We start from the raw sequence: 25,014 nt of genomic DNA, 5'->3' as shown, positions 1-25,014 counted from the left end.
ACAATGACTGGCCGGGGCGGTATACTTTGCTGTCAGTGCAAGTGCCAGCGATACAATTGCCCATTTTGCCACAGATGACATCTTCACCACATTGCGGGAGCCGCATGGATACGCCACAACCTTTGTACAGTGCCGAATCGGTACGGGAACTCGACCGACAAACAATCGCCGCGCTGGAAATTCCTTCGATACAGCTGATGAAGCGCGCGGCCCGCGCAGCTTTCACCCATTTGCGCGCCCGCTGGACGGATATCGGCCGCATCCAGGTATTTTGTGGCGGTGGCAACAACGGCGGTGATGGCTATGTGATTGCGGCTCTGGCCGCGCAGAAGAAGATACCGGTGACGGTGTTTGCCTGTAGCGACCCCGAACTCTTGAAGGACGATGCCCGCGAGGCCCATGCCTACGCCGTTCGCGAAGGCGTTCAGGTGCTGACCTCCCTGACCGAGCTGGACAGTGCCGATGGTAACACCCTGGTCGTGGATGCACTGCTGGGGACAGGGTTTAGCGGTGAGTTGCGTCAGGATGTTGCTCATGTCATTGAGCGAATTCGCAAGAGTCCCGGTCCGGTTTTTTCTGTGGATATTCCTTCGGGCCTGAGTGCCGATAGTGGCAGCGCTGATCTGGCCGTTCAGGCCGATATGACCGTGACCTTTATCGGTCGCAAGCTGGGCCTCTACTGTGGGCGTGGCCCGGCGCTTTGTGGCGAGGTGATCTTTGCCGATCTCGGCGCCCCCGCACCGGTTTATCAAGCAGTAGAGCCCCTGGCGCAACGGTTTGAGGGCTCCAGCCTGAGGCGCCTGCCCACGCGTGCTGCGGACAGCTACAAAAATATGTTTGGCCATATTCTGGTGGTTGGTGGCGACAGCGGTTTCGGTGGCGCAGCGCTGATGGCGGCGCAGTCCTCTGCACGCAGTGGTGCCGGTCTGATCTCCCTGGCAACCCGCCCGGAACACTTAACTGCCGCTTTGACCCGCTGCCCAGAGGTCATGGCCCATCCGGTTATTTCTGGCCAGGAACTGGAGCCACTTTTAGAGGGGCCCGATGTCATCGCAGTGGGCCCGGGTCTTGGCCGCTCTCCCTGGAGCGAACAGCTGCTGGCCCGCGCCGGCCGCGCTCAGGTGCCGTTGGTGGTGGATGCGGATGCACTGAATATCCTCGCCGCCGGGCGGGTACTCGCAGGTGTAAAACGCGATGATTGGGTGCTAACGCCCCATGTCGGCGAGGCGGCGCGCCTGCTCGGCTGCGATACCGCTGAGGTACTGGCAGATCCCCGCGCGGCGGCGGTGGCAGTTCAGCAGAAATTCAGTGGTGTGGTGATACTAAAAGGCGCCGGCACCCTGATTGCCCACGAAGGCGGTGTCGATCTGATCAACAGCGGTAATCCGGGTATGGCCTCGGGAGGCATGGGGGACCTGCTCACCGGAATAGTGGCGGCCTTGATCGGTCAGCACCTGCCTTTGGTAGATGCGGCGCGCCTGGCAGTTTGGCTGCATGGCGAAGCGGGTAACCGCGCCGCGGAGGGTGGTCAGCGCGGCTTACTGGCCACAGATTTATTGCCCTGGATTCGACGGTTGGTGGACTGATAGTGAGTGAACTGAAATTGCATTTAGCGGACGAAGAGGCAACGGTGGCAGGCGGCGAAGCGCTGGGCCGCGCCTGCCTGGCCAGTGGTCTACAGCGGGGGCTCACTCTGTACCTGAATGGCCAACTGGGTGCCGGCAAGACCACCTTTTGTCGCGGTGTGCTTAGAGCCTTTGGGCATCAGGGTGCGGTGAAGAGCCCCACTTACACCCTGGTTGAGCCCTACGAACTTGGACCCCAGCGGGTATATCACTTCGACCTATATCGCCTGGGAGATGCCGAAGAATTGGAGTTTATGGGGGTGCGGGACTACTTCGCCACGCATAGCCTGAGCCTGGTGGAATGGCCGGAACGCGGCGCTGGCGTTTTGCCCGAACCGGACTTGGAATTGACTCTGCAAGTGCCGGACAGCGGCCGCCAGCTGCTGTTGAATACCCACTCCAAACAGGGAGAAGCGGTACTCGATACCCTGGCAAAGATGCTAAATAAATAGCAATTGGCCTGGATTCAGGGATGTGTAAAAACAATAAGTGAAAGGGTTGGGAAGTAATGAGTAGGATGTGGCGCTCGCTGGTGGCCCTGGTAACTGGGCTGGTAATTGCACTGCCGCTGATGGCGGCTGAAGTGGAGGGCGTGCGCCTGTGGCGGGCGCCGGACCACACGCGCCTGGTCTTCGACTTGAGCGGCCCGGCGGAGCACAAGTTGTTCACCTTGAGCGGGCCGCACCGTGTTGTGGTGGATATTGCCGATACTCAGTTAAAGGCGCAGTTAGATACTCTGGACCTGAAGGGTACACCCATCGCCCAAGTGCGCCACGCCCGCCACAACAAGAAAGACCTGCGCGTTGTCCTCGATCTGAAGCAGCAGATCAATCCGCGCAGTTTTTCCCTGCGCCGTCATGAAGTACTGCCGGATCGCCTGGTGCTTGATCTTTACGACAAAGTGGAAAATCAAGAGAAGACCCTGCAGCAGGTAAGCACTGAACGCGACATCGTTATTGCCGTGAATGCTGGTCACGGCGGTGAGGACCCGGGTGCACTGGGTCCCAGAGGTCTGCGCGAGAAGGATGTGGTGCTGGCTATTGCGCGAAAACTACACAAAGAACTCGATCGCGAGCGGGGTTTCAGCGCGAAATTGGTCAGAACCGGTGATTACTTTATTCCCCTGCGCCAGAGGGTGAAGAAGGGGCGCAAAATGCGCGCGGATCTGTACATTTCGATTCACGCCGATGCCTTTACCCGCAAGGAGGCCCGTGGTGCCGGTGTCTATGCCGTTTCCTCGCGTGGCGCTACCAGTGAGACTGCACGTTTCCTGGCCCAGCGGGAAAATGAATCCGATCTGATAGGCGGTGCCGGTGACTTGAGCCTGGATGACAAGGATGACACCCTGGCTGGGGTATTACTGGATTTGTCGATGACCGCCACCATGAATGCCAGCCTGGATATTGGCGCCAGTGTACTGAATTCACTGGCCAGCTTTACACACTTGCACAAAAAGAAAGTGGAACAGGCGAATTTTTCGGAGTTGCGCAACCCGGATGTACCCTCAATTTTGGTGGAAACAGGCTTTATCACTAACCCCTACGAGTCACGGCGATTGAGTGATCCCAAGTTTCAGCAGCGTATGGCAGAAAAGCTCAGTGAGGGTATAGTGGCTTACTTCCGCGCTAACCCTCCGGCGGGTACCTGGTTGGCAACCAATAAGCCTGCCAAGTCGCGTCGCCATGTGATTAGCCGCGGCGAGACACTGTCCGGAATTGCCGCGCGTTACCGGATTTCCGTGGCCTCCCTGAAGAAAGCCAACGGTATTAAAAACTCAGTGATCCGCGTGGGGCAGACTCTGAGTATCCCCTCGGGTTAGCCGCAAAGTTACCGCCTTATCGGCCCTTCAAATTAGCGTTAACAAGACAGAGTTATGCACGAACGTATCCAGCAATTATCTCCGCGTCTCGCCAACCAGATCGCTGCCGGTGAGGTGGTCGAACGCCCCGCCTCTGTAATCAAGGAGCTGCTGGAAAACAGTTTGGATGCTGGCGCCACGCGGCTGGAAGTGGATATCGATAATGGCGGTATCAAGCGCATGAAAGTGCGGGATAACGGTAAGGGTATCGAGAAAGAGGATTTGCCCATGGCGTTGGCGCGTCATGCCACATCGAAAATCCATGTGCTGGAAGATCTGGAAGCGGTGGCCACCCTGGGTTTCCGTGGTGAGGCCCTGGCCAGTATTTCCTCTGTCGCGCGATTGAATCTGATCAGTAGCCGCGATGAGAGCGGCAAGGGCTGGCAAGTGAGTGCCGAGGGCCGTGATATGCAGGCGCAGCTGGCCCCAGCGGCCCACCCCCGCGGCACCACCGTGGATGTGCGTGATCTATTTTTCAATACGCCGGCGAGGCGTAAGTTTCTGCGCACCGAGAAGACTGAATTTAACCGTATCGATGACACCATCAAGCGCCTCGCGCTGTCCCGCTTCGATGTGTCTATCACTCTGCGCCACAACGGCAAGGGCGTGCACAATCTGCGCGCCGGCAACGGCCGTGTGGAGATGGAGCGCCGCGTGGCGCAGGTATGCGGTCCAGCGTTTATGCAGAACGCCCTGCATATTGATGTGGAGCGCAGTGGTTTGCGCCTATGGGGTTGGGTGGCCGAACCGGCTTTTTCCCGCTCCCAGGCCGATCTGCAATTCTTCTACGTCAATGGGCGTGCTATCCGCGATAAGGTGGTGAGTCACGCGGTGCGCCGTGCTTTTGCGGATGTGCTCTATCACGGCCGCCATCCGGCGTTTGTGCTCTATCTGGAGCTGGACCCGGCATCGGTGGATGTAAATGTACACCCGACCAAGCACGAGGTGCGTTTCCGCGATGGTCGCTTGGTACACGACTTTTTGTTTGGCAGTTTGCATCGGGCTCTGGCGGATGTGCGCCCTGGGCAGAAAGATGAGCAAGCTGAAGAGGCTGATGGGCAAGAAAATGGTGCTGCTGAAAGAGTCAGTGGTATTCAGGCAGGAGAGTTTTCCGGCCAACAAAAAATGCCGCTCTCCAATCGCCCCTCACCGGCGAGCTTACAGCAGCAAATGAATGCCTACGGTGCCTTGCATCAACCCTATCGGGAGCCGGCGGCTGTTGCAGAGCCTGCGGTACCCTCTCCAGATGCGCCTCCGGCTGGCGCTCCTGTTGCACCAATGGCTGCGCAGGCACCCACGATTAACGAAAGTGCTAATGGAGAAGATGTTCCGCCGTTGGGTTTTGCCATCGCTCAGCTGCATGGCATATATATCCTCGCGCAGAACGAGCAGGGCATGATCGTGGTGGACATGCATGCCGCCCACGAGCGTATTGTCTATGAACAGATGAAAGTGGCCCATGCTGCGGGCGGTATTCAGGCACAGCCATTGCTGGTACCAGTGAGCCTGGCGGTCAGCCAGCGCGAGGCGGATTGCTTCGAGGAGCGCAGCGAAGTGTTTACGGCTCTCGGTTTCGTGCTACAGCGCGCAGGCCCGGAAACTTTACTAGTACGGCAGGTGCCGACCATGTTGCACGGTGCTCAGGTGGAGCAACTGGTGCGCGATGTGTTGTCAGATTTACTTGGGCAGGGTGACAGCGAGCGTATAGGCGAGCAAATCAACGAAGTGCTCGCCACCATGGCCTGTCACGGTTCTGTACGTGCCAACCGCCGCTTGACGATTCCGGAAATGAACGCGCTGCTGCGGGATATGGAACGCACTGAGCGCAGCGGCCAGTGCAATCACGGCCGTCCGACCTGGACCCAGGTTAAACTGGCGGATATGGATAAGTGGTTTATGCGCGGTCAATAATCGCGTTTTGGAAGTAGGTGGTGATTTGAGCGAGCGCACTCTGGACGATAAACCCCGCGCAATTTTTTTGATGGGTCCCACGGCATCGGGCAAGACGGATTTGGCCATGGCTTTGGCCGATCGCCTGCCGGTGGAATTAATTAGTGTGGATTCGGCTCTCGTTTATCGGGGTCTCGACGTGGGCTCGGCCAAGCCCAACGCGGAGGAGCTGGCCCGCTACCCCCATCGCTTGATCGATATCTGTGATCCCTGCGAGTCCTATTCCGCCGGTCGATTTCGCAAAGATGCCCTCGAAGCTATGGACGAAATCAGCGCAACCGGTAAGATCCCTTTACTGGTTGGCGGAACTATGTTGTATTTCCGTGCTCTCCTGGAAGGAATGGCAAAGTTGCCAGAGGCCGACCTGAAGCTACGCGCCGAGATTGAAGCGCGTGCCGAACGTGAAGGCTGGCCGGCACTACATGCGGAACTCGCACAAGTCGATCCGCAATTAGCGGCGGAACTGCATCCTAATCACTCGGTACGTATAGAGCGGGGGCTGGAGGTTTATCGGATCACCGGTGTGCCTCTTTCCCAGTTGCGTCGAGAACAATCTGGTGGCGGGGTACATGAACGCTACCACTTGACTCAGTTGGCGATTATGCCCCGTGACAGATCGCTGTTACATCGGCGTATCGAACTGCGCTTTAAGCGGATGCTCGAAGCTGGGTTTGTGCAGGAAGTGCGCGGTTTATTTGATTGCGGCGATCTGCATGAGGATCTACCGGCGATTCGTGCGGTGGGCTATCGTCAAGTGTGGCAGTATCTGGAAGGGCACTGCGATTATGATGAGATGGTTGCTGCGGGAATTGCCGCCACCCGCCAGTTGGCCAAGCGACAGCTGACGTGGTTGCGGCGCTGGCCCGAGTTGGAAATTTTGTACACTCAGGACAGCGAGGGCAGGGTGCGCGAGAATGATGAAATATTGGCCGAAGCCTTGAAATTTCTCGCTTGAGCATCCATAACGTGGTTGGGCTATAAAACGACAAGCTCAGTCAGTCAGTTTTCACAGGGTCGGCCTTTTCCGGCTCGCAACTACACTACTTATTACGCGTATTCGACCTCAGTCGTTTTTTGATCCGCGCACTTCGCGGATACGATTGCGGCCTGCATACCGCATTCAGCTTTTTGACAAGGAGAAAAAAGATGTCAAAAGGGCATAGCTTACAAGACCCTTACCTCAACGTATTGCGCAAAGAGCGTATCCCGGTTTCTATCTATCTGGTAAACGGCATCAAGCTCCAAGGGCAAATTGAATCTTTCGACCAGTTTGTGGTGTTGCTGAAAAATACCGTCAGCCAAATGGTTTACAAGCACGCTATTTCCACTGTTGTACCGTCCCGCGCAGTGCGCGTTCCCCTGTTGAACCCAGCCGCACAGCATGGCGGCGAGGGCAATGGTGAAGGCGGTGAGCGCGAATCTTTCAGCTGATTGAGTTGCGCTTAACGAGACTCGCGCCCCGTTACCGGGGCGCAAGCAGCCGAGTGAATCCGGAGTTGGACTTGCGGCTGCCATTTCAATCTAGGGAGTCAGATAGGCGCCCATTTCCTCATATAGAGATTTCCCATTGTTTTTCGATCGACCGGAATCTGGTGAACTGGCAGTACTGGTACACCTTGAACTCTCCGCTATAGACAGCCCCGATGATCCTCGCGAATTTGAGGAGCTGGCCCTCTCTGCCGGAGCCGATCCGGTCAGTTTTATTTTTGGACAACGTGCCACACCAGACCCTAAAACCTTTGTTGGTCGAGGTAAGCTGGAAGAGATTCGCCAGAAAGTGAAAGAGCAGGGTGCCGAGCTGGTGATCTTTGATCACACCCTCTCACCCAGCCAAGAGCGCAATATTGAGCGTGAACTCAAGTGCCGGGTGCTGGATCGCACCGGCCTGATTCTGGATATCTTCGCCCAGCGTGCGCGCACCCATGAAGGAAAGTTGCAGGTGGAGCTGGCGCAATTGCGCCATATGACCACCCGCCTGGTGCGAGGATGGACCCATCTGGAACGGCAGAAAGGCGGTATCGGTTTACGCGGACCGGGCGAGACCCAGCTGGAAACGGATCGGCGTTTATTGCGTGCGCGTATCGATTCCATTGAGAAGCGCCTGGAAAAAGTTCGCCGCCAGCGAGAGCAGGGCCGGCGTGCGCGCTCCCGTGCCGAAGTGGCTACGGTTTCCCTGGTGGGTTACACGAACGCCGGCAAGTCGACTCTGTTTAACAGGCTCACTGATGCCGACGTGTATGTGCGCGATCAACTGTTTGCAACCCTAGACCCTACTATGCGAAGGGTTGAATTACCCAATGTCGGCGCCATGATCCTTGCTGATACGGTAGGTTTTGTTTCGCACCTGCCACACAAACTGGTGGAGGCGTTCCGCGCGACCCTGGAAGAGGCTGCGCAGGCAACGCTGCTTCTACATGTGGTGGATGCCGCCGCGGAAGATCGTCTGCACCTGATGGAAGAGGTTCAGACCGTACTGGAAGAAATTGGTGCTGCGGATATCCCGCAGCTGCTGGTGTACAACAAAATCGACCTGCTCGCCGACAGTGAGCCCCGCATTGACCGTGATGAAGAGGGAGTACCGCGTGCGGTCTGGCTCTCTGCGGTGACCGGTGCTGGTTGTGACCTGCTGGTGGAGGCGATTGCAGAGCGCCTGGGAGAGCAGATGGTACAGGGGCTGCTGGTGGTAAAACCGCAGCAATCCCGCCTGCGCGCACAGCTCTACCAGATTAACGCGGTGCAGAGCGAACACTATCGGGATAATGGCGATTGCGAATTGCAGTTATTGCTTCCGCGCAGTGATTTCCAGCGTTTACTGGCCCCATTTACAGATGGTGGTGAAGAGCCGGAGTGGCTGCCAAAAGAGGCACTTCCCGATGATAATGAGGAGCAAGAACACTAGCGCCAGCACATTTTCGTGTGGCCGATGCGGCCCCAATTGCGACAAACTTGCCTTCAGCAGAGGTCTGGCGGCAATATTTTGCCGGCGGGGAATGCTAGAATCCGCCGGAGTCAAAGCTTAAATGATCAGAGTTGGAGTAATTTAGATGGCCTGGAATGAACCGGGTGGTAACAACGGCAAAGACCCTTGGGGTGGCGGCGGTGGTAACCGCAATAACGATGGCCCACCGGATCTCGACGAACTGTTCCGCAAAGTCCAGCAGAAACTCGGTGGGTTGTTTGGTGGCAGTCCCAGTACTGGAACGGGCAACTTTCCCTGGATGCTGGTGATTGTTGTTGCCGTATTGATTTATGCAGGGCTTGGTATTTATCAGGTCAACGCCAACGAACAGGCGGTGGTATTGCGCCTTGGTAAATACCACTCGACCGAATCGGCCGGCCTGCACTGGAATCCACCGCTGATCGACAGTGTAACCAAGGTCAATATGACTGAGGTGCGTACCGAGCGCACCACCGGACAGATGCTGACCGAAGATGCCAATATCGTTGAAGTGGTATTGACCGTGCAATGGCAGGTAAGTGATGCGGAGTCTTTTGTACTGCGTGTACGCGAGCCGGTGAAGAGTCTACAGGAGGCCACTGACAGTGCCTTGCGCCACGTAGTGGGCTCTCTCACTCTGAACGGTGTGATTTCGCAAAACCGGACCCAGGTATCCACCGACACCCAACAGCGCCTGCAGGAGTACCTGGATTTGTACCAAACGGGTATCCGTATCGATGTGGTGAACTTGACTGACGCCAAGGCGCCCCGCGAAGTGCAGGATGCCTTTGACGATGTAACCAAGGCTCGCGAGGATGAGGTGCGTCTGCAAAATGAAGCCCAGGCCTACGCCAACCAAGTGATTCCGGTTGCCCGCGGTCAGGCACAGCGAATTATCGAAGAGGCCGAGGGCTACAAGGCACGCGTTGTAGAGAGTGCCCGCGGTGAGGCGGTGCGCTTCGAGAAACTGCTGTCCGAATACGAGCGCGCGCCAGAAGTGACCCGCGAACGCCTATACCTGGATGCGGTGCAGGATGTGATGTCTAACACCTCCAAGGTGATGGTTGATGTCGAGGGTGGCAACAACATGATGTACCTACCGCTGGATAAGCTGACGCAGGAGAGCACATCCCAGGCTGTCCAACGTAAAGACACCTCCCCGATCGTAATCGAAGAGGTCTACCAGCGTATCGTCGAGCGCCTGCGCCAGGATGCCGCCAGCAGCCGCCGCAGCCAGACTGTTCGCTAGGAGGTGATGGAATGAACAACAAATCTTTGGGAATTATTGTTGCACTGCTGCTTGTCGTCCTGTTGGTTTCCTCCAGCGCCTTCGTGGTGAAGGAAACGGAAAAGGCCGTGTTGCTGCGCTTTGGTGAGCTGGTGCGCACCTATACCGAGCCGGGTCTCTACTTCAAGATTCCGTTTGCGGAGAAGCTGCGCAAGTTTGATGCTCGTATCCAAACTGTGGATTCAAGCCCGGTACGTATGCTCAATAGCGAAAACAAGTTCATGATGGTGGACTCGTACGCTAAATACCGTATCTCGGATGTGAGTAAGTTCTACATCGCCACCCGTGGCGATGAGCGCAATGCGGTGCGTCTACTGTCTGAGCGGATCAACGATCAGCTGCGTAACCAGTTCGGTGTGCGTGACCTGCATGAGGTAGTCAGTGGTGAGCGCGATGAGCTGATGGCGGAGATTACCAAAAACCTGAATAAGGTTGCTCAGGGCGACTTGGGTGTGGAGGTGATCGATGTGCGTGTCAAGCGCATCGACCTGCCACCAGAAGTCTCCGAGTCCGTGTTCCAGCGTATGCGTGCAGGCCGTGAGCTGGAGGCAAGGGATCACCGCGCCAAAGGGCAGGAGGCCAGTGAGCGGATCAAAGCCAATGCCGATCGCCAAAAGGTGGTGATTGAGTCCGAGGCTTACCGCCAGGCCGAAGAACTGCGTGGTGCTGGCGATGCGGAGGCGGCATCAATTTATGCTGCAGCCTATACCAAGAACCCCGAGTTCTACCGCTTCACGCGCAGCCTGCAGGCCTATAGGGAATCCTTCCGCAGCAAATCCGATATGTTGCTGGTGGATCCGGATAGTGAGTTTTTCCGCTATCTGAAGGACCCTAAAGGGCAATAAACCAACTTGCGGGGCAAATGGCAGCGGATTATCCCTAACCCCCAGCTGTTTGCCCGAGGTCGTGGCTGTCCTTGCGACAGCCCTACCTTCCTGCTGGCAGTTGGTGCTAAAATCACGCAAACCGGGCCTCGCCCGGTTTTTTTGTGGAAGCCGACGCGCCTCATTAACTCTGAAAAGTCCGTTTCACCATGACTCAAGCCGATCGTTGGATGCTGCCGGATGGCATCGCGGAGATTTTGCCCGCGGGAGCTGTTCAAGTTGAAACCCTGCGCCGCCGACTGTTGGACCTCTACCATTGCTGGGGGTACGAGTTGGTGATACCGCCAATGTTGGAATTCACCGAGTCCCTGCTGGTTGGTATGGGGCGTGATCTCGACCTGAGCACCTTCAAGGTCACAGACCAGATTTCCGGCCGCACACTCGGTATTCGCGCCGATATTACCCCGCAGACAGCGCGTATCGATGCGCATAGTTTTCCTCGTGCGGGGGCTAACCGCCTGTGCTACGCGGGCCAGGTCCTGCACACCCGGCCACGTACCGCGATGGGCTCGCGTGCGCCGATCCAGATAGGTGCGGAATTGTTTGGCGTGGACAGCCTCAGCGGAGATATCGAAGTGATCTCCCTGATGCTGGAGAGCCTGCAGGTTGCCGGGGTAGAAGATATTTATTTGGACCTCGGCCACGTAGCGATTTACCGAAGTCTCGCCGAGGCAGCCGGGCTCGGTGACAGTGAGCGTGAAGAACTTTCCGCGCTGCTGCAGAACAAGGCCAGTGCCGATGTTTACAGCTGGGTGTCTGAGAATATTAGTGATTCACAGGTATCGGGCTGGCTGCAAGCTCTCCCCAGTCTTGCCGGCGGGCTCGACTGCCTGGAACGAGCCGCCACTCAGTTGGCGGGAGCGCCGCAGGCTCTGTTGGATGCTTTGTCTGATCTGCAGCAGGTCGCCGAGGCTCTGGGGCAGCGCTACCCGGCGGTGACCCTGTTCTTCGATTTGAGTGAAGTGCGTGGATACGACTATGAAACCGGCTTGGTATTCGCCGCTTACACACCGGGCCACGGGCAGGCACTCGCCAATGGTGGCCGCTACAACGGTATCGGTGCAGTATTTGGCCGGGACCGCCCGGCAACGGGCTTTAGTAGTGATTTAGTGGCTCTCAACACGCTGGGTACCAGCGCGATACCCGCTGAGGGCGCCATACTCGCGCCGGAGGTAAGTGGTCCCCAGAGCGCCGGGCTGTGGCGCGCAATTGATGAGCTGCGCGAGCGGGGAGAGGTGGTCATTGCCACTCTTTCCGATAGTGCAGAGAGCGATCTTCATTCGCGCTGTGATCGCGAGCTGGTATTCGAGGGCGACTCCTGGGTGGTTAAGTCCCGGGATTGAACAAAGGCGGGCGCAGCGGATGTGCCAATAATGTGCCTATATTGGTGCGGTGAACCCCGCAAGATTCATTGATGTAGGGGCCTCTCGGCCTCCTGCAGAACGAAACCTGAGTTAGAGATTGATACAGATGGGCAAGAATGTAGTAGTGCTGGGTACCCAGTGGGGCGATGAAGGCAAGGGTAAAATTGTCGATTTGCTGACAGAACAGGTCTCCCTGGTGGTGCGCTTTCAGGGCGGACATAACGCCGGCCATACCCTGGTGATCGACGGTGAGAAAACCGTACTGCACCTGATCCCCTCCGGTATCCTGCGCCCCAGCGTAACCTGCCTGATCGGCAACGGTGTGGTGCTGTCACCGGAAGCATTACTCAAGGAAATGTCTGAGTTGGAAGAGCGCGGTGTTCCAGTGCGCAAGCGCTTGCGCCTGTCCCCGGCCTGTCCTCTGATTCTGCCGGTGCATGTGGCACTGGATCAGGCCCGTGAAAAGGCGCGCGGTGCCAAAGCAATCGGTACCACCGGTCGCGGTATCGGTCCCGCCTATGAAGACAAAGTTGCCCGCCGCGGTCTGCGCCTCGGCGACCTGTGTAACTGGGAGAACTTCTGCAATCAGCTCAAGGAGCTGATTGACTACCACAATTTTGCCCTGACCGAATACTACAAAGTCGATCCGGTGAGCTACGAGGACACTCTCGAGCAGGCTAAGATCTGGCGTGAGCAACTGGTGCCGATGATCATTGATGTGGCCGACCAGCTGCATAAGGCCCGCGAACAGGGTGAGCACATCCTATTCGAGGGGGCCCAGGGTTCCCTGCTGGATATTGACCACGGTACCTATCCGTTTGTGACCTCCTCCAATACCACTGCTGGCGGCACCGCCACTGGTTCTGGTTTTGGCCCCCTCTACCTGGATTACGTACTGGGTATCACCAAGGCCTACACCACCCGCGTTGGTAGTGGCCCTTTCCCCACCGAACTCGACTGTGAAGTAGGGCGTCACCTGGGTGAGAAGGGGCATGAATTTGGTGCTACTACCGGGCGCCAGCGTCGCACCGGCTGGTTCGATGCCGTTGCCGTACGTCATGCTATTCGTATTAACAGTATCTCCGGCTTGTGTCTGACCAAGCTGGATGTGCTTGATGGTCTCGAGGAAGTGAAGATCTGTGTCGGTTACCGCAACAGTGCCGGAGAAGAAGTACCAGTACCTTTCGACGCTGCCGGTTGGGAAGGGGTAGAGCCTGTATACGAAAGCATGCCTGGCTGGACAGAGAATACCTTCGGGGTGCGTCGTGAGGCGGACCTGCCGGCCAATGCCAAGGCTTATATCGCCCGTATCGAAGAGCTGGTGGGTGCGCCGGTAGATATTGTTTCTACAGGTCCCGACCGCAACGAGACGATCGTTCGCGCCTCTTCCGCTCTTTGTGAAATGGGAATCCATAACGCGAGCGTATAAGCCTCTAAAGCCTGCTTGTGAATCTACGGTCAAACCCTGGCCTTGCTATTTTTAGTAAGGCCTTTGATCATTAGACCTGATTCAAGTTATCGGTCGAGTGGTTTTGAAGCCACTCGCTACCAGAATTCAATCGGGCCAATTTATGACCTTTTCCGTTTCCGTTGCCAGCCGCTATAGCTTTGCTGAAGAGATTGCCAATAGCGTAACCCACGGTATCGGAGCCGTTCTGGCTATTGCTGGTTTGGGTGTTCTCACTGGTTTCGCCGCACTGCGTGGGGATGCCTGGCATATCGTCAGCTCCAGTGTCTATGCCTCCACCCTGATTCTTTGTTTCCTCGCCTCGACTCTTTATCACGCCGTCAGCCATATAGGCGCCAAGGCGATATTGCGAACTCTGGATCACTCCTCAATTTTTCTGCTAATTGCCGGCACCTATACACCCTTTACTCTAGTGACCCTACGCGGGCCCTGGGGCTGGTGGTTGTTTGGCATTATCTGGGGCTTGGCACTGCTGGGCCTGATTATCCAGTTCACTCCCTTGAAAAAGATCCGTGCACTGTCGATTACGCTCAGCGCCTTGATGGGCTGGGTGGTTATCGCTGCAATCAAGCCCCTGGCGAATAGTCTTGAGACCGGTGGTCTATGGCTGTTGGTGCTAGGGGGGCTCTGTTATACCGGCGGTATTGCCTTTTATTTGTGGCGCAGCCTGCGTTTTCACCACGCTATTTGGCACCTATTTGTGCTGGCTGGCGGTATTTTGCATTTCTTCGCCGTACTCTTTTACGTCATTCCCTGATTTTGTGGCCCTGGTCACAGGGCCTCGCCATCACCAGAACTTCCTTTCGACTCCACTGTCCCCATTAATGACGGATCAAGCGGATGACACCATTGGAGAAATCCGCCTTCCGGAAGAGAGAGGCTCGTTCTAACCTTGTGCGAGCGAAATGTCGTGTCAAAGGTACTCCCATGCCCAGATTGCAACGGTTCCCCGCACTGCTCTATGTTCTTACCCTCTGTTTGACGTTATTCACTCTACAGGCTCAGGCTGCCGATAAGCCGGACCCGGCTTTTGAAAAGTGGGTAAAGGAGTTCCGCCAAACGGCCGTTAAGAATGGGATTTCCCCCCAGGTTTACGACCAGGCCTTTAAAGGCATTACCTCTCCTGACCAATGGGTGCTGGATAGAGCCAGTTACCAGCCGGAATTCAAGGCGCCGGTGTGGCAGTACTTCGACAACCGTGTGCAAAAGCGCGCTATCGAGCGGGGCAAGCGGGAAAAAGAGAAGATGCAGCCCTGGCTCGATAAAATCGAGAAGCGCTTCGGTGTGGACCCCAATATCCTACTGGCAATCTGGTCGGTGGAATCGAGCTTCGGAGGCATTCTTGGCAATGAGACGGTAATGCGCAGTGTAATCCGCTCTCTCGCGACCCTGGCCTATGCAGATCCCCAGCGCAAGAAGTTTGGTCGGCAGCAGTTGTTGGCGGCACTGAAAATCCTGCAGGCCGGTGATGTTGAAGGTCAACACCTGCTTGGATCTTGGGCAGGAGCTATGGGGCACACGCAGTTTATCCCCACCAGCTACCAAGCTTATGCTGTAGACATCGACGGTGACGGCAAGCGTGATATCTGGAATTCGGTGCCGGATGCACTGGCTACCGCTGCCAATTTACTTTCCAGTAATGGCTGGCAGAAAGGTAAGCCCTGGGGCTATGAGGTCACCATTCCCGCCAAGAAAATGCCGGGCGGCAAATTGACAGTTGCGGAGTGGGAGAAGCTTGGAGTCAAGCGCGCCAATGGTGAGCCCTTTCCGAGTAAGAAAGCGGTGGCGGAGCTGAAGCTGCCTGATGGGCGCAATGGTCCGGCTTTTCTAGTATTTAAGAATTTCTTTGTACTCAAGCGTTATAACAACTCCGATCGTTATGCTATAGCCATTGGTTTACTTTCGGATCGTATTGGCGGCGGCGCGCCGCTGGTGAAAGACTGGAACCGCCCATTTACTCCCCTCGACGGCAGTCAAGTTGAACAGTTGCAAAAACTGCTGAAGCAGAAGGGTTTCTACAGTGGTGAGATTGATGGTAAAGCTGGTCCGGGAACCCGAAAAGCGATAAAGGCTTTCGAGAAGAGCGCCGGTGTGGAGGAGAAGGGCTTTCCCAGTAAAGAGGTATTGGAGTTGCTTCAGAAACAGTAGGACGCCTCTAGAAGTTCTCATCCGGTAGTAGGCTGTCCTGCAATAACTCGAGGTTTTCAACTACCTCCTGGGGTTCGTGGAAATAGGCGATGTGATACATCGCCTCTCCCTCCTGCACCAGTGGGATATTCTGCTTGCCGATTATGATTCCCTCGCCATTACTGCGTACCTGGTCTAGTTCATTGCCATAGGGGTCGGCAACAGTGGCGAGCAGGTCACCTGCGTACACTTGATCACCAAGCGCTTTAAGGTGGGTGGCTATGCCGCTGTCGCCGGCTCTTAGCCAGCCACTGCTACGAGCGATAAAGGGCTCTATCAAGCTGCGTCTGCGCCTTACCGGGAGCATACCCAGATGCCTGAGAACGTTAGTCACTCCTTTCAGGCCAGCGCGAATGCACAACTCATCAAAGCGCAGGGCTTCTCCTGCCTCATACAGGAGGATTCTCACTCCCCGATCTGCGGCCGCCTGGCGTAGGGAGCCATCGCGAATCGATGCATTCAGCAATACCGGTACACCGAAAGCCTTGGCCATGGCACGGGTCACATCGTCGTCGAGATTGGCGCGTACCTGGGGAAGGTTACTGCGGTGGGCGGCCCCGGTATGTAGATCGATGCCGTAATCGCATTTGGCCACTATCTCACGCAGAAACACATGGGCCATACGCGCAGCCAGGGAGCCTTTGGCAGAACCGGGAAAGCTGCGATTGAGGTCGCGGCGATCGGGTAGGTAGCGGGTGTGCTGGAGCACACCGTAGACATTGACCATAGGTACGGCAATCAGGTTACCGCGAAGGGATTTTAGACTGCGGCTCTGAATCAAACGGCTGATGATTTCGATGCCGTTCAGCTCATCGCCGTGCACGGCCGCACAGACAAAAATCGTGGGACCCTCCCGTTTACCGCGCTGTACATAAACGGGTATGGCCATTTCTGTATTGGTGTAGAGGCTGACTACAGGCAGGTCTATATGGCGGGATTCCCCCTTGGCCACTGCGATACCGCCAATTTCAAAGTTCGGGGATTCTTGCATGGTTACGTTCGCAATTGAGAGCTCTAAGTTTAGGGAATAGAGCAGGCCAGGGTGGGCCCCGATGAGGGGCGCCAGTAGGATTTTAGAGCCTGATTAGCGGCATATTGGACGTAGTGTGAGAGAAAATCCTTGAGCCGTTCAGCCACATTTGCAGGGCGGGATTCCAATATCCGGAAGTGGTGTACCACAGGCCAGTCTCAATATCGGCGATCAAGCCGATACCGCGCCAGGGGCCAGGAGTTTGTCCAAAAGCTCGGCCATTTCTGTCCTCGGCATCTTTTCCCTGAGACCATTGCACCGTGCCCTGTGCGTCGAAAATAGCCAGCGGTTTTCCCTGTGAGTCAGTGTGATAGTACTCACAGCGGCCGGAGCTCCAGTGGCAGAGTACGGATCCGTTTAAGGGGTGTGTTATCCAATGGCCGATGCCGCGGGATTTACCATCGATCTGGTGTGCTTCAGCCCAGATGCCCAGGCCACTCCAACTGCTGGTGACCCGGCGTTGGCGTGACGATTTGCGATGGGTACAGGTTTTACTCAGACGGCGCCCGAACGGGTCATAGCGGAAATAAGTTTTAAAATCGCCGCATTCTGCGGTGCTCATCAGCCCCCAACCGTCGTACTGGTATTGATAATCTCTGCGCCCGGGAATTTGCCGCTCGGCGACCACGTTGCCGCGTTTATCCCTGTCGATTTGTGCCTGGGGAAACCCGGTCTGGCGTATTGGAGTAGTGAGCTGTAGCGGGGGGCACTTATCGAATTGCCAAGCGAGGGCGAGTCCACTTTCCAGACTAAAAGGGCTTCCAAACCGATGTTTGACTGTACTGCGCACTTCTCCCTGAATATGAATAGTGTTTTGCTCTTTGAACTCACTGCGTAGCACCGGCTCGCCATTGGCATCCACACCGTAAAGCGCGCCACAGGGTGTGAGCGTGTAGGCCAAGTCGAGGTTGTCGGAGCTGGCGCTTCTCAACCAGCCGCGTGAATCGTACTGATACCTCAGGCTGAAATCGCGCACGTCACCGCTGTCGTGGTTCTCGGCGATAACCCGGTTGCGTCGGTCGTATTTAAAACGGACAGATGAATGTAAATTATTAGCTTGAATCAGGCGTTTTTCAGTATCGTAATGGAACTCATTAATTTGGCCATTATTATTGCGTATGCTGGCGAGGGTGCCTCTGTCGTAATAGTGGAAGTACCAACGGCAGTCGTTATCACAGTATTCACTAAGGCTGCCATCAACGCTGTAGTTCCAAGTGAGTTGGCGCTCGTCCGGGGTGCGGTGGCTGATCAGTTGGCCGAGCCCATCATATTGCCAGCAGTAATCACCGGTGGGGGTTTGCAGCTGGGTCAACTGGCCCTGGGTATTGTGGTGTAAAGCCCATTGGTTGCCATCGGCGAAATGTATCTGGCAAATACGGCCGCAGCTATCGTAGTCCCACTGCAAGCTTTGGCTGTTACTGGCATGGATGGCGTGGGGTTGGCCACGCTCGCAGTAATCGATTCCATATTGGTAGCTGCCTATGTGGGACTCGCGTAATTCGCCGGTGGGGCCATAGCGCCACTCACGCCAAGTTTCCCCATTGACGACCAGCGTGGTCATGCGCTGCCAGTGATCGTATTCGAAACCCCACTGCTTTTCCCCTCGGCGCACCGTTTGTAACTGCCCCTGGCCATCCCAGGTAAACTCAATGCAGCCGCCCTCGGGATCTGTAATTTGCGTGAGCATACCGCGATCGCTATAGAGCAATTTCCACTCTTGCTGTTCCGGGTCGATAATTGCCTGTGGCCGTCCCTTGTCGCTGTAAGTGAACAGCCATGATTGTTGTTCACTTAACTGTACTGCCTGTGGGTAGCCGTCTTCACTGTATAAATAACGCTTGCTGTTGCTCCCTTCGGTGATGCGCCGCAAGCGGCCAAATTCATCGTAGCGGAAGAAGGAATGCTGTCCATCGGCATTAATCTGCTGGCATAGATTCCCGTAGCAGTCGTAGAGCCAGCTTTTTTGCCGCTGCCCTTGACGCTCTTTGGTGAGCTGGCCGAACTGGTTGAAGTGCAGCTGGTGTGGAGTTCGCTCAGTATTTTCTACCTGGCAATTCCCACGGTTGTGTTGCCAGGTTAATAATGTTACCGATTCCTCTTGTATCAGCCTGTGGCAGTGCCCTTGCAGGTCGTATTCAAATTGACGCTTGCCACTCACACCGCTGTGCGCTTGCACAAGCAATAAATCGTGATAGTGATAGCTCTCCAGATCGTGATTACTGTGGACTTCGGTTAGTAGACCGCCCTGGAATTCATAGCTGCACAGATTGCGCTGATCGTCGGGAGCGTGGTTATTCAGCAGTTTGGTAAGGCGCCCGCCGCGGCTTTCGAAGTCGAGTACCCGCCCCCAGGAGCTGACAATTTTTCTGGGTAACCCTTCGCTGTAATCAATGGTTAGGGAATTGCCGAACTGATCTCGAATCTCGGTAAGCGGGAGTGCACTGTTGACTCCATCTGCGCGAAAAATTTTATCGGGCTCATTAAAGGTGGAGAGTCGATAGCTGTGCAGACTCTGCCGGAATAGCAGCAGTCGTTCGAAGCGGTTATAACAGCCGTGCCCAATCGCGGGTAACTGGAATTGAATCTTGCGGCCTTCGGCATTAAACAGTTCTACTTGGTTATCCTGCACCAGTAACTGTTCGCTCAGCGAATGACGCCAGCCAGCTCCAATTCCACTGTCTTCATCGATACTAGAGCGGTAGTATCGTTTCCAAGAAAATGGCAGTGGTCCCGGTATTGTGAGGTCCACACATTCGAAATTCAGTTCGCCGGTTGCAATGATTACCTGTTCGTGTACCCGACGGCACCGGCTAAGAGCGGGGACATGAGTCCCCAGTGGGTTGGTACCGGGAGTATTAATAAATTGAACTGGGCCCTCATTGACTCCGGGTAACAGCTCGACTTCAGGCGCAGCTGAAATTGTATAGGTGTTGACCTCGACAGTAGGTGGTTCTGGCCACAGAGGTCGGTGGTGGCCGTCAGTAATTTGGGCCTCGGGAAGTTCTTCAATAGCCTCCACCCAGCGATGGGCTGCCGCAGGATTTCCCTGGGGGAAGGTGGCTGTGGAGGGGCTTAAGACTTTGAGCAGGTTGGGGACCAGCTGGGTGAGACGTTCCGGTGTCATTCTTCAGCTTCCGGCAAACAGTTTTATCGTTGCGCTTTTCTGATAGTTACATCTGGTGATTTTGGTCTTTGGGTTGCGCTCTGCTCTTGTGCGAGTATCTGCGCTGCGGGTTGGGAGGAGTATTCAAGAATACCCGCACTGATATTGTCGCGCCCTCCCATTCTGTTGGCATCATCAATAAAGCGATAAACACATTCCAGAGCAGGGCGGTGAGTGGCAAGCACTCGCTCAATCGCATGATCGTCCAGATATTCAGTTAAGCCATCAGTGCAGAGTAATAGCAAAGCGTTCTCTGTTAATTTCCAGCTATTAATTTCTGCTTCTACAGAATTGGAAACGCCCAAAGCGCGGGTTATGTGATTTCGTACACTGGATTGCTGTGCCTGCTCCTCGCTTATTTGACCACTGTCTATCATTTCTTGAACAACACTGTGATCGCGTGTAAGGCGCTGTAAGCCGAAGTTATTCCATAGATAAGCGCGAGAATCACCAATATGCGCGACGATCAGGAAATCGTGCCACATAACAGCGACAACAATTGTTGTTCCCATTTTTGCAAAATGCGGGTTGGTATTTTTTGTGTTTAGGAGGGCGTTGTTGGCACTGTTGATAGCGTCGATCAAAGTCGCGCGTAAAATCAATTGTTGTTGCTCGGGTGTGCAGGAGAGAAAGGTATGTTTTAAAAGATCTTCTAAATGGAATTGAACGGTTTCTGCCGCTATTTTGCTAGCTGTGGCACCGCCTGTGTATCCCCCCATACCATCCGCTATCACGATATAGGCGAAAGGTTGGTCGGCGCTGGCATACCAGCGAATACTATCCTCGTTTTCCTCGCGAACTTGACCAATGTCAGTGCGTCCGTTGACCGCCAGACTTATCTGATCCATGTCTGGTGCAACTCCCCTTTATTTAAATAGCAACAAAATGCAGCGTAACATGATTACAACCACTAACCAGAGTTCATGTTAACTTGGCAGTAGACTAAGTTTGAAATTTTTTTCCCTGATTTGCGATAATAAAACCTTTATTCATCACTAGAAAGGCATTGCGCCTTATAAAAAAGGATTTGCTGGCAAAATGCCTCGTTTGCCCAGGCTCAATCTAATAGATATCCCTCAGCATATTGTGCAAGTTGGTCACAATAATTTGCCGTGCTTCTTTGATGAGGAGGATTATCAATATTATTTGATTAGTTTGCGCAATGCTGCTGATCAGTACCATGTGGATGTGCATGCATACGTCCTGCTGCCCAATATGATTCAGATTATTGCCACCCCGAGGGTTCCAGATGGCATACCTTCAATGATGCAATCTCTAGGGCGTCGTTACGTACAGTTTGTCAATCACCGTTACAAGCGTTCCGGCACCATTTGGCGAGGGCGTTATAAATCCAGCTTGATTGACTCCGATGCCTACTTGCTGACCTGCTACCGCTATGTGGAACTGCGCCCCCTTTATTTGGGGCTTGCTGACTCACTGGGAAATTATCAGTGGTCAAGTTTCAATCATCATGTAAACACTAAGCATGATAATTTGATTAAAGATCATCGTTTATATACCGACTTGGGTGAAAATGCAGGGCAACGTGCACAGGCTTATCGCCAGCTTTTTCGCTATAGCTTTGATAGCCGGCTACTGGATTACATCGCTGAAACCATTAAGTTGGGGCATGTTCTGGGTGGAGATGCTTTTAAAGATAAGATTGAACAAATCGCCAATCAGAGGGTTCGTCCGCTGAAAAGGGGACGACCAAGAAAGTCGAATAAAATCGAAAAACAAGTAGTGGAAACCAAATAGATAAAAACGCATGATGAGTACAAGCGGTTTCGTTGTGCTGCGTATTTTTTTTACCTGTGGATAATTAACTGTGAGCAAAGCCACTATAGCTGCCGGATTTCAAATCCACGGCGATAAAAATAAAAAGGAAGAAACCATGGACCATGGCAGTGATATTCTAAAAGTCGCAATCTTGGGCGATTTTAGTGGTCGCTCCAGCCGTCGTCAGTGCGAGCCTGAGACTATTGCTCAGCGCAGGGTATATGTGCTGAACCGGGATACTTTTGAAGGAGTATTCAGTGATCTTAGGGTGAGCCTGCAGTTGCCGGTGATGGATGAGCCGCTGCAATTACCTTGTTTTGATGATTTACACCCGGATTACCTCTACAGCCGCCTACCGCTTTTCAAACATTTTATAGCGCTCGGTCAACGCCTGCGTGATCCTGGCCAATTCCAGCAAGCCGCAGAGGAGATTCGTCAGTGGAAACCGGAGCTGACTGAAACCGGGCAAGAGGCTGCGGATTATTCATCTGAGCAGTCAATCCTCGATGAGATTCTCGCGGCGGGTCGCGAGCGCCTGGCTAGGGAAAATGGCAGCGCTTTCCAGGTAGATCAACTGATTAGGGACATTGTTGCCCCCTATGTACAAAAAAGCGTGGATCCCATGCAAGGGGAGTATTTAAACGCCTTGGCCGAGGCGACCTCTGACACTATGCGCAAGGTGATGCATCATAGTGATTTCCGCCAGTTGGAGGCGAGCTGGCTCAGTCTGCATTTCTTAATGAGGCGACTAGACGAACACCCAAATTTGCAGCTGCACCTGATTGATGTCAGCAAGGAAGAGCTGCTTGCCGATTTTGCTAGTGCTGAGAGCGATCTGGAAAAGTCTCAGGTTTTTAAATTACTGGTTGAGCGTGAAACAGTCGCTGGTGATCGTCCCTACAACCTCGTGTTGGGTGACTTTTTTATTACGGACGAGGAGAGGGATCTGCATCTGTTGATCGATCTCTCCACTATTGCGGAAGCGGCTGGAAGTACTCTGCTTCTCGGAGGGGACACCAAACTGGCCGGCTGTCCCAGCTTGGCAGGATCGGTTGATCCAGATGATTGGTATTATCCTTTGAGTGAGCGCTTTGCCGAAAGCTGGCAGGCGGTACGGGATTACTCCGCCAGTGAGTATGTTGCACTGGCAGCCCCCCGCTTTATGTTACGGCTGCCATTTGGCCGTGAGACCTCCACCACTGAGCATTTTGATTTTGAAGAACTAACCCCCGATCAGGGCCACCAATACTATCAGTGGGGTAATAGTGCCTATCTGCTCGCCTTGGCTATCTGCCAAGGTTTTTCCACAACCGGCAGATTCCAGGCTCCCACCTCTGCAACCTATGAAAGCCTGCCTTTGCATCTGCGTAAACTGCCCCAGGGACAGTGGATTACCCCCTGTGCTGAAGCGTTGCTTACCGATCGTGCAGCAGCAGAGTTTAGTCAGGCGGGGCTGAGTACTATGCGCTCGGTACAGGGCCGCGATCAGATTGTCCTCCCCAGTTTGAGATCTCTCGCCGGTGGAGAATTAAAAGGGCCCTGGAGTTAAAAAGTATTTCCCGGTCACGGCATTCTCTGTAGGCCGGGTTTGAATTTCTTGTGTGGAAGGCCATTGTGCCCGAATCATTTTCGCTCTCTTTGGTAGTTTGTGTCCCAGCGGATGAGCGAAGTACAACAACTGTGTGAGTCAGGAAGACATGGATCTAATTCTCTCAGTATTGGCCGACCCCGCAGGGGCCAATATGCTCAAGCACACCAAGCTGTTCACTAAAGATGGGGGTAGTCTGGGGCGCTCTGCTGATAATTACTGGGTGCTACCCGATCCCGAACGTGTTGTCTCATCTCAGCACGCGCAAATTTCTTTCAGTGATGGGCAATTTTTCCTGACAGATACCAGCACTAACGGTACCTATCATAACGATGGCGATAACCCGCTGGGTAAAGGCAATAAACTCCCTCTGAACGAGGGGGATATCATCAATGTGGGTGAATATCGCCTCAAGGTGACGTTGCGACAGCCTCAGGCCGAAAGTGACCTGCCAAAGGGATTGGGCAGTGCCGATTTTCTCGATACTTCCGATCGCACCACCTTCAATGCCAGTGCTATGGCCAAGATGCAGAGCCAAGCGGAGGCAAAGCAGCTGGATAACTGGTTGGAACCCGGTGGCAGCAACGATATTTCCCAGTCTGGCGAATGGGGTTACGTCCCACAGAGTAGTCAGAGTGCTCCCGCGCAGGATGATTTACTGGCTGCAGATCCGGGTCCACTGGACCCCATGTCGGCTTTTGAGCAGCCTCAGTCTTTCGGGGCGTCAGATGTGCAGGGACTCGGTTTACTTGGTAGCGAACCCCAAGGGCAGGCGGCGCCAGGGCAATGGTCCGATGATGAGTGGTGGAAAGATGGCAGTGCCCAGGATCATGTGCCGGCAGATCAACACTCTGTGCAAATTGCTCCACAAACTCCGGCCCAGTCATTTGAGGCTCCTTCCTCCACACAGCCTCAAGCACCTCAGCCGCAATCTTTCCAGGCACCAGCTCCGCAACCCCAGGTAGCTCCTCAGCCTCCGCTTGCGCCCCCATCACTGCCAGTTGCCCAACAGCAGCCCCAGTTCGCCCCAGCGCCTGTGTCACCACCCCCGGTACAAATGCAGCCACAAGCCCCGCAGGCTCAACAGGATAATCCTTTTGCGGATTCTTTTGCGGCAATACAGGGACAACAGGTAGCGGGCGCACCGGGCTTTGATACTGCACAGGCGCCTCCTGCAAGCCCTATGGGTTTTGCCTCTCAGGGGCAGAGCTTTTCCCAATTGCAACAACCGGCTCCTGTTCAGCAGAGCCCGGCGCCTGAAGTACCGGTAGCGCCGGTGCAGCCAGCCCCGGTTCCTCCGGTATCCAGTGTGCTGGCGGCAACGCTGGGCCTGAATATGAATCCCGGGCAACAACAAATAGCCGATCAACAGGCCGCGGAGATCGTCCGCGAAACGGTTTCCCGCCTGATCGACCTCCTACGTGCGCGCAGCAGTATCAAGAATGAGCTGCGTGTACAGCGCACTATGATCCAGACAGAGGCGAATAACCCACTGAAATTCAGTGCCACGGAGAGAGATGCGCTGGAGGCGATGTTCGCCGGTAATGGTGCTTTTTTACAGCCCAAGGAGGCGGTGCAGGATAGTTTCGATGATCTCTCCGATCACCAGGTCGCGGTGCTGGCGGGGATGCGCGCTGGTTACAGTGCGATGTTGCAGTATTTCAGCCCGGACAATATTGAACGTCGCCTGGGGAATACCTCTGGTGTATTCGGCAATAAGAATGCAAAGAAATGGGAGGGCTTCAGCGCGATGTATCGGGAATTAGTGGGCGATCCGGATGCTTGTTACCGCAAGCTTTTCGGTGATGAGTTTGCTGTGACTTATGAAAACCAGTTGTCTGAGCTGAAGAACGCCAGACAGCTGAAAAATTAATAGATCGGAAGAGGGAATT

Annotated in this window: 19 protein-coding genes; 16 read left to right on the top strand and 3 right to left on the bottom strand. The window is 54.9% G+C overall.

Annotated elements, in window-relative coordinates; translation table 11 throughout:
* The first annotated feature begins 104 nt into the window (after nucleotides 1–104).
* From ACJJH9_RS18805 to ACJJH9_RS18745, 13 genes are all read left to right on the top strand, one after another.
* Nucleotides 105–1,586, top strand: coding sequence for an NAD(P)H-hydrate dehydratase (locus ACJJH9_RS18805; protein WP_444923664.1), 1,482 nt, complete (start codon nucleotides 105–107; stop codon nucleotides 1,584–1,586).
* 2 nt (nucleotides 1,587–1,588) lie between these two features.
* Entirely contained in the window at nucleotides 1,589–2,077 is a 489-nt protein-coding gene (gene tsaE / locus ACJJH9_RS18800) for a tRNA (adenosine(37)-N6)-threonylcarbamoyltransferase complex ATPase subunit type 1 TsaE (RefSeq protein WP_444903657.1), read from the top strand.
* A gap of 56 nt (nucleotides 2,078–2,133) precedes the next feature.
* The gene (locus ACJJH9_RS18795) at nucleotides 2,134–3,444 is read left to right on the top strand and encodes an N-acetylmuramoyl-L-alanine amidase (protein ID WP_444923663.1); all 1,311 of its coding nucleotides are present in this window, start codon (nucleotides 2,134–2,136) and stop codon (nucleotides 3,442–3,444) included.
* Nucleotides 3,445–3,498: 54 nt separating this feature from the next.
* Nucleotides 3,499–5,394: a DNA mismatch repair endonuclease MutL gene (gene mutL, locus ACJJH9_RS18790; RefSeq protein ID WP_444923662.1), complete on the top strand. Its 1,896-nt coding sequence runs from the start codon at nucleotides 3,499–3,501 to the stop codon at nucleotides 5,392–5,394.
* Nucleotides 5,395–5,464: 70 nt separating this feature from the next.
* Nucleotides 5,465–6,388 carry a tRNA (adenosine(37)-N6)-dimethylallyltransferase MiaA gene (gene miaA, locus ACJJH9_RS18785; protein ID WP_444925236.1) on the top strand — a complete coding sequence of 308 codons (924 nt, stop codon included), beginning with the start codon at nucleotides 5,465–5,467 and terminating at the stop codon, nucleotides 6,386–6,388.
* Nucleotides 6,389–6,579: 191 nt separating this feature from the next.
* Nucleotides 6,580–6,864: an RNA chaperone Hfq gene (gene hfq, locus ACJJH9_RS18780; RefSeq protein ID WP_020413623.1), complete on the top strand. Its 285-nt coding sequence runs from the start codon at nucleotides 6,580–6,582 to the stop codon at nucleotides 6,862–6,864.
* A 136-nt stretch (nucleotides 6,865–7,000) separates the two neighbouring features.
* A complete protein-coding gene (hflX, locus tag ACJJH9_RS18775) occupies nucleotides 7,001–8,332 on the top strand; it encodes a ribosome rescue GTPase HflX (protein WP_444923661.1) in 1,332 nt (443 codons plus the stop codon).
* Nucleotides 8,333–8,477: 145 nt separating this feature from the next.
* The gene (hflK, locus tag ACJJH9_RS18770) at nucleotides 8,478–9,620 is read left to right on the top strand and encodes an FtsH protease activity modulator HflK (RefSeq protein ID WP_444908521.1); all 1,143 of its coding nucleotides are present in this window, start codon (nucleotides 8,478–8,480) and stop codon (nucleotides 9,618–9,620) included.
* Between the two features lie 11 nt (nucleotides 9,621–9,631).
* Nucleotides 9,632–10,504 carry a protease modulator HflC gene (gene hflC / locus ACJJH9_RS18765; protein ID WP_252084208.1) on the top strand — a complete coding sequence of 291 codons (873 nt, stop codon included), beginning with the start codon at nucleotides 9,632–9,634 and terminating at the stop codon, nucleotides 10,502–10,504.
* Nucleotides 10,505–10,692: 188 nt separating this feature from the next.
* Entirely contained in the window at nucleotides 10,693–11,886 is a 1,194-nt protein-coding gene (locus tag ACJJH9_RS18760) for an ATP phosphoribosyltransferase regulatory subunit (RefSeq protein WP_444923660.1), read from the top strand.
* 127 nt (nucleotides 11,887–12,013) lie between these two features.
* Nucleotides 12,014–13,336: an adenylosuccinate synthase gene (locus ACJJH9_RS18755; protein ID WP_252084210.1), complete on the top strand. Its 1,323-nt coding sequence runs from the start codon at nucleotides 12,014–12,016 to the stop codon at nucleotides 13,334–13,336.
* Nucleotides 13,337–13,478: 142 nt separating this feature from the next.
* Nucleotides 13,479–14,132: a PAQR family membrane homeostasis protein TrhA gene (gene trhA / locus ACJJH9_RS18750; protein ID WP_444923659.1), complete on the top strand. Its 654-nt coding sequence runs from the start codon at nucleotides 13,479–13,481 to the stop codon at nucleotides 14,130–14,132.
* Nucleotides 14,133–14,302: 170 nt separating this feature from the next.
* Nucleotides 14,303–15,523, top strand: a complete 1,221-nt coding sequence (locus ACJJH9_RS18745; RefSeq protein WP_444923658.1) for a lytic murein transglycosylase — start codon at nucleotides 14,303–14,305, stop codon at nucleotides 15,521–15,523.
* Nucleotides 15,524–15,530: 7 nt separating this feature from the next.
* On the opposite strand, the gene ACJJH9_RS18740 is transcribed toward ACJJH9_RS18745, so the two are convergent.
* The 3 genes from ACJJH9_RS18740 to ACJJH9_RS18730 form a co-directional block, all read right to left on the bottom strand.
* On the bottom strand, nucleotides 15,531–16,553 hold the full coding sequence (locus ACJJH9_RS18740; RefSeq protein WP_444891552.1) for a succinylglutamate desuccinylase/aspartoacylase family protein: 1,023 nt from the start codon (nucleotides 16,551–16,553) through the stop codon (nucleotides 15,531–15,533).
* An 82-nt stretch (nucleotides 16,554–16,635) separates the two neighbouring features.
* On the bottom strand, nucleotides 16,636–19,716 hold the full coding sequence (locus tag ACJJH9_RS18735; RefSeq protein ID WP_444923657.1) for a DUF6531 domain-containing protein: 3,081 nt from the start codon (nucleotides 19,714–19,716) through the stop codon (nucleotides 16,636–16,638).
* Between the two features lie 23 nt (nucleotides 19,717–19,739).
* Nucleotides 19,740–20,603: a Stp1/IreP family PP2C-type Ser/Thr phosphatase gene (locus ACJJH9_RS18730; protein WP_252084215.1), complete on the bottom strand. Its 864-nt coding sequence runs from the start codon at nucleotides 20,601–20,603 to the stop codon at nucleotides 19,740–19,742.
* 190 nt (nucleotides 20,604–20,793) lie between these two features.
* Between ACJJH9_RS18730 and ACJJH9_RS18725 the strand changes: the two genes are divergently transcribed.
* The 3 genes from ACJJH9_RS18725 to tagH all read left to right on the top strand — a co-directional run bounded on the left by ACJJH9_RS18725 (nucleotide 20,794) and on the right by tagH (nucleotide 24,995).
* The gene (locus tag ACJJH9_RS18725) at nucleotides 20,794–21,513 is read left to right on the top strand and encodes a transposase (protein ID WP_252084216.1); all 720 of its coding nucleotides are present in this window, start codon (nucleotides 20,794–20,796) and stop codon (nucleotides 21,511–21,513) included.
* A gap of 70 nt (nucleotides 21,514–21,583) precedes the next feature.
* Nucleotides 21,584–23,083, top strand: coding sequence for a type VI secretion system contractile sheath domain-containing protein (locus ACJJH9_RS18720; RefSeq protein WP_444899260.1), 1,500 nt, complete (start codon nucleotides 21,584–21,586; stop codon nucleotides 23,081–23,083).
* Between the two features lie 133 nt (nucleotides 23,084–23,216).
* Nucleotides 23,217–24,995, top strand: a complete 1,779-nt coding sequence (gene tagH, locus ACJJH9_RS18715) for a type VI secretion system-associated FHA domain protein TagH (protein WP_444923656.1) — start codon at nucleotides 23,217–23,219, stop codon at nucleotides 24,993–24,995.
* Nucleotides 24,996–25,014 lie beyond the last annotated feature (19 nt).

It is taken from the genome of Microbulbifer mixtoriginis (SeqCode) (assembly GCF_052466715.1).
The sequence above is the reverse complement of the archived record's forward strand: the minus strand, read 5'-3'. Positions and strand labels throughout refer to the sequence as shown.

What these genes read in the sequence shown, in the direction of transcription:
- ACJJH9_RS18735 (WP_444923657.1), bottom strand. Translation starts at nt 19,716, where the DNA reads ATGACACCGGAACGTCTCACCCAGCTGGTCCCCAACCTGCTCAAAGTC.
- trhA (WP_444923659.1), top strand. Translation starts at nt 13,479, where the DNA reads ATGACCTTTTCCGTTTCCGTTGCCAGCCGCTATAGCTTTGCTGAAGAG.
- ACJJH9_RS18755 (WP_252084210.1), top strand. Translation starts at nt 12,014, where the DNA reads ATGGGCAAGAATGTAGTAGTGCTGGGTACCCAGTGGGGCGATGAAGGC.
- ACJJH9_RS18745 (WP_444923658.1), top strand. Translation starts at nt 14,303, where the DNA reads ATGCCCAGATTGCAACGGTTCCCCGCACTGCTCTATGTTCTTACCCTC.
- hfq (WP_020413623.1), top strand. Translation starts at nt 6,580, where the DNA reads ATGTCAAAAGGGCATAGCTTACAAGACCCTTACCTCAACGTATTGCGC.
- ACJJH9_RS18795 (WP_444923663.1), top strand. Translation starts at nt 2,134, where the DNA reads ATGAGTAGGATGTGGCGCTCGCTGGTGGCCCTGGTAACTGGGCTGGTA.
- ACJJH9_RS18725 (WP_252084216.1), top strand. Translation starts at nt 20,794, where the DNA reads ATGCCTCGTTTGCCCAGGCTCAATCTAATAGATATCCCTCAGCATATT.
- hflC (WP_252084208.1), top strand. Translation starts at nt 9,632, where the DNA reads ATGAACAACAAATCTTTGGGAATTATTGTTGCACTGCTGCTTGTCGTC.
- ACJJH9_RS18760 (WP_444923660.1), top strand. Translation starts at nt 10,693, where the DNA reads ATGACTCAAGCCGATCGTTGGATGCTGCCGGATGGCATCGCGGAGATT.
- ACJJH9_RS18805 (WP_444923664.1), top strand. Translation starts at nt 105, where the DNA reads ATGGATACGCCACAACCTTTGTACAGTGCCGAATCGGTACGGGAACTC.
- hflK (WP_444908521.1), top strand. Translation starts at nt 8,478, where the DNA reads ATGGCCTGGAATGAACCGGGTGGTAACAACGGCAAAGACCCTTGGGGT.
- ACJJH9_RS18730 (WP_252084215.1), bottom strand. Translation starts at nt 20,603, where the DNA reads ATGGATCAGATAAGTCTGGCGGTCAACGGACGCACTGACATTGGTCAA.
- miaA (WP_444925236.1), top strand. Translation starts at nt 5,465, where the DNA reads ATGGGTCCCACGGCATCGGGCAAGACGGATTTGGCCATGGCTTTGGCC.
- ACJJH9_RS18740 (WP_444891552.1), bottom strand. Translation starts at nt 16,553, where the DNA reads ATGCAAGAATCCCCGAACTTTGAAATTGGCGGTATCGCAGTGGCCAAG.
- mutL (WP_444923662.1), top strand. Translation starts at nt 3,499, where the DNA reads ATGCACGAACGTATCCAGCAATTATCTCCGCGTCTCGCCAACCAGATC.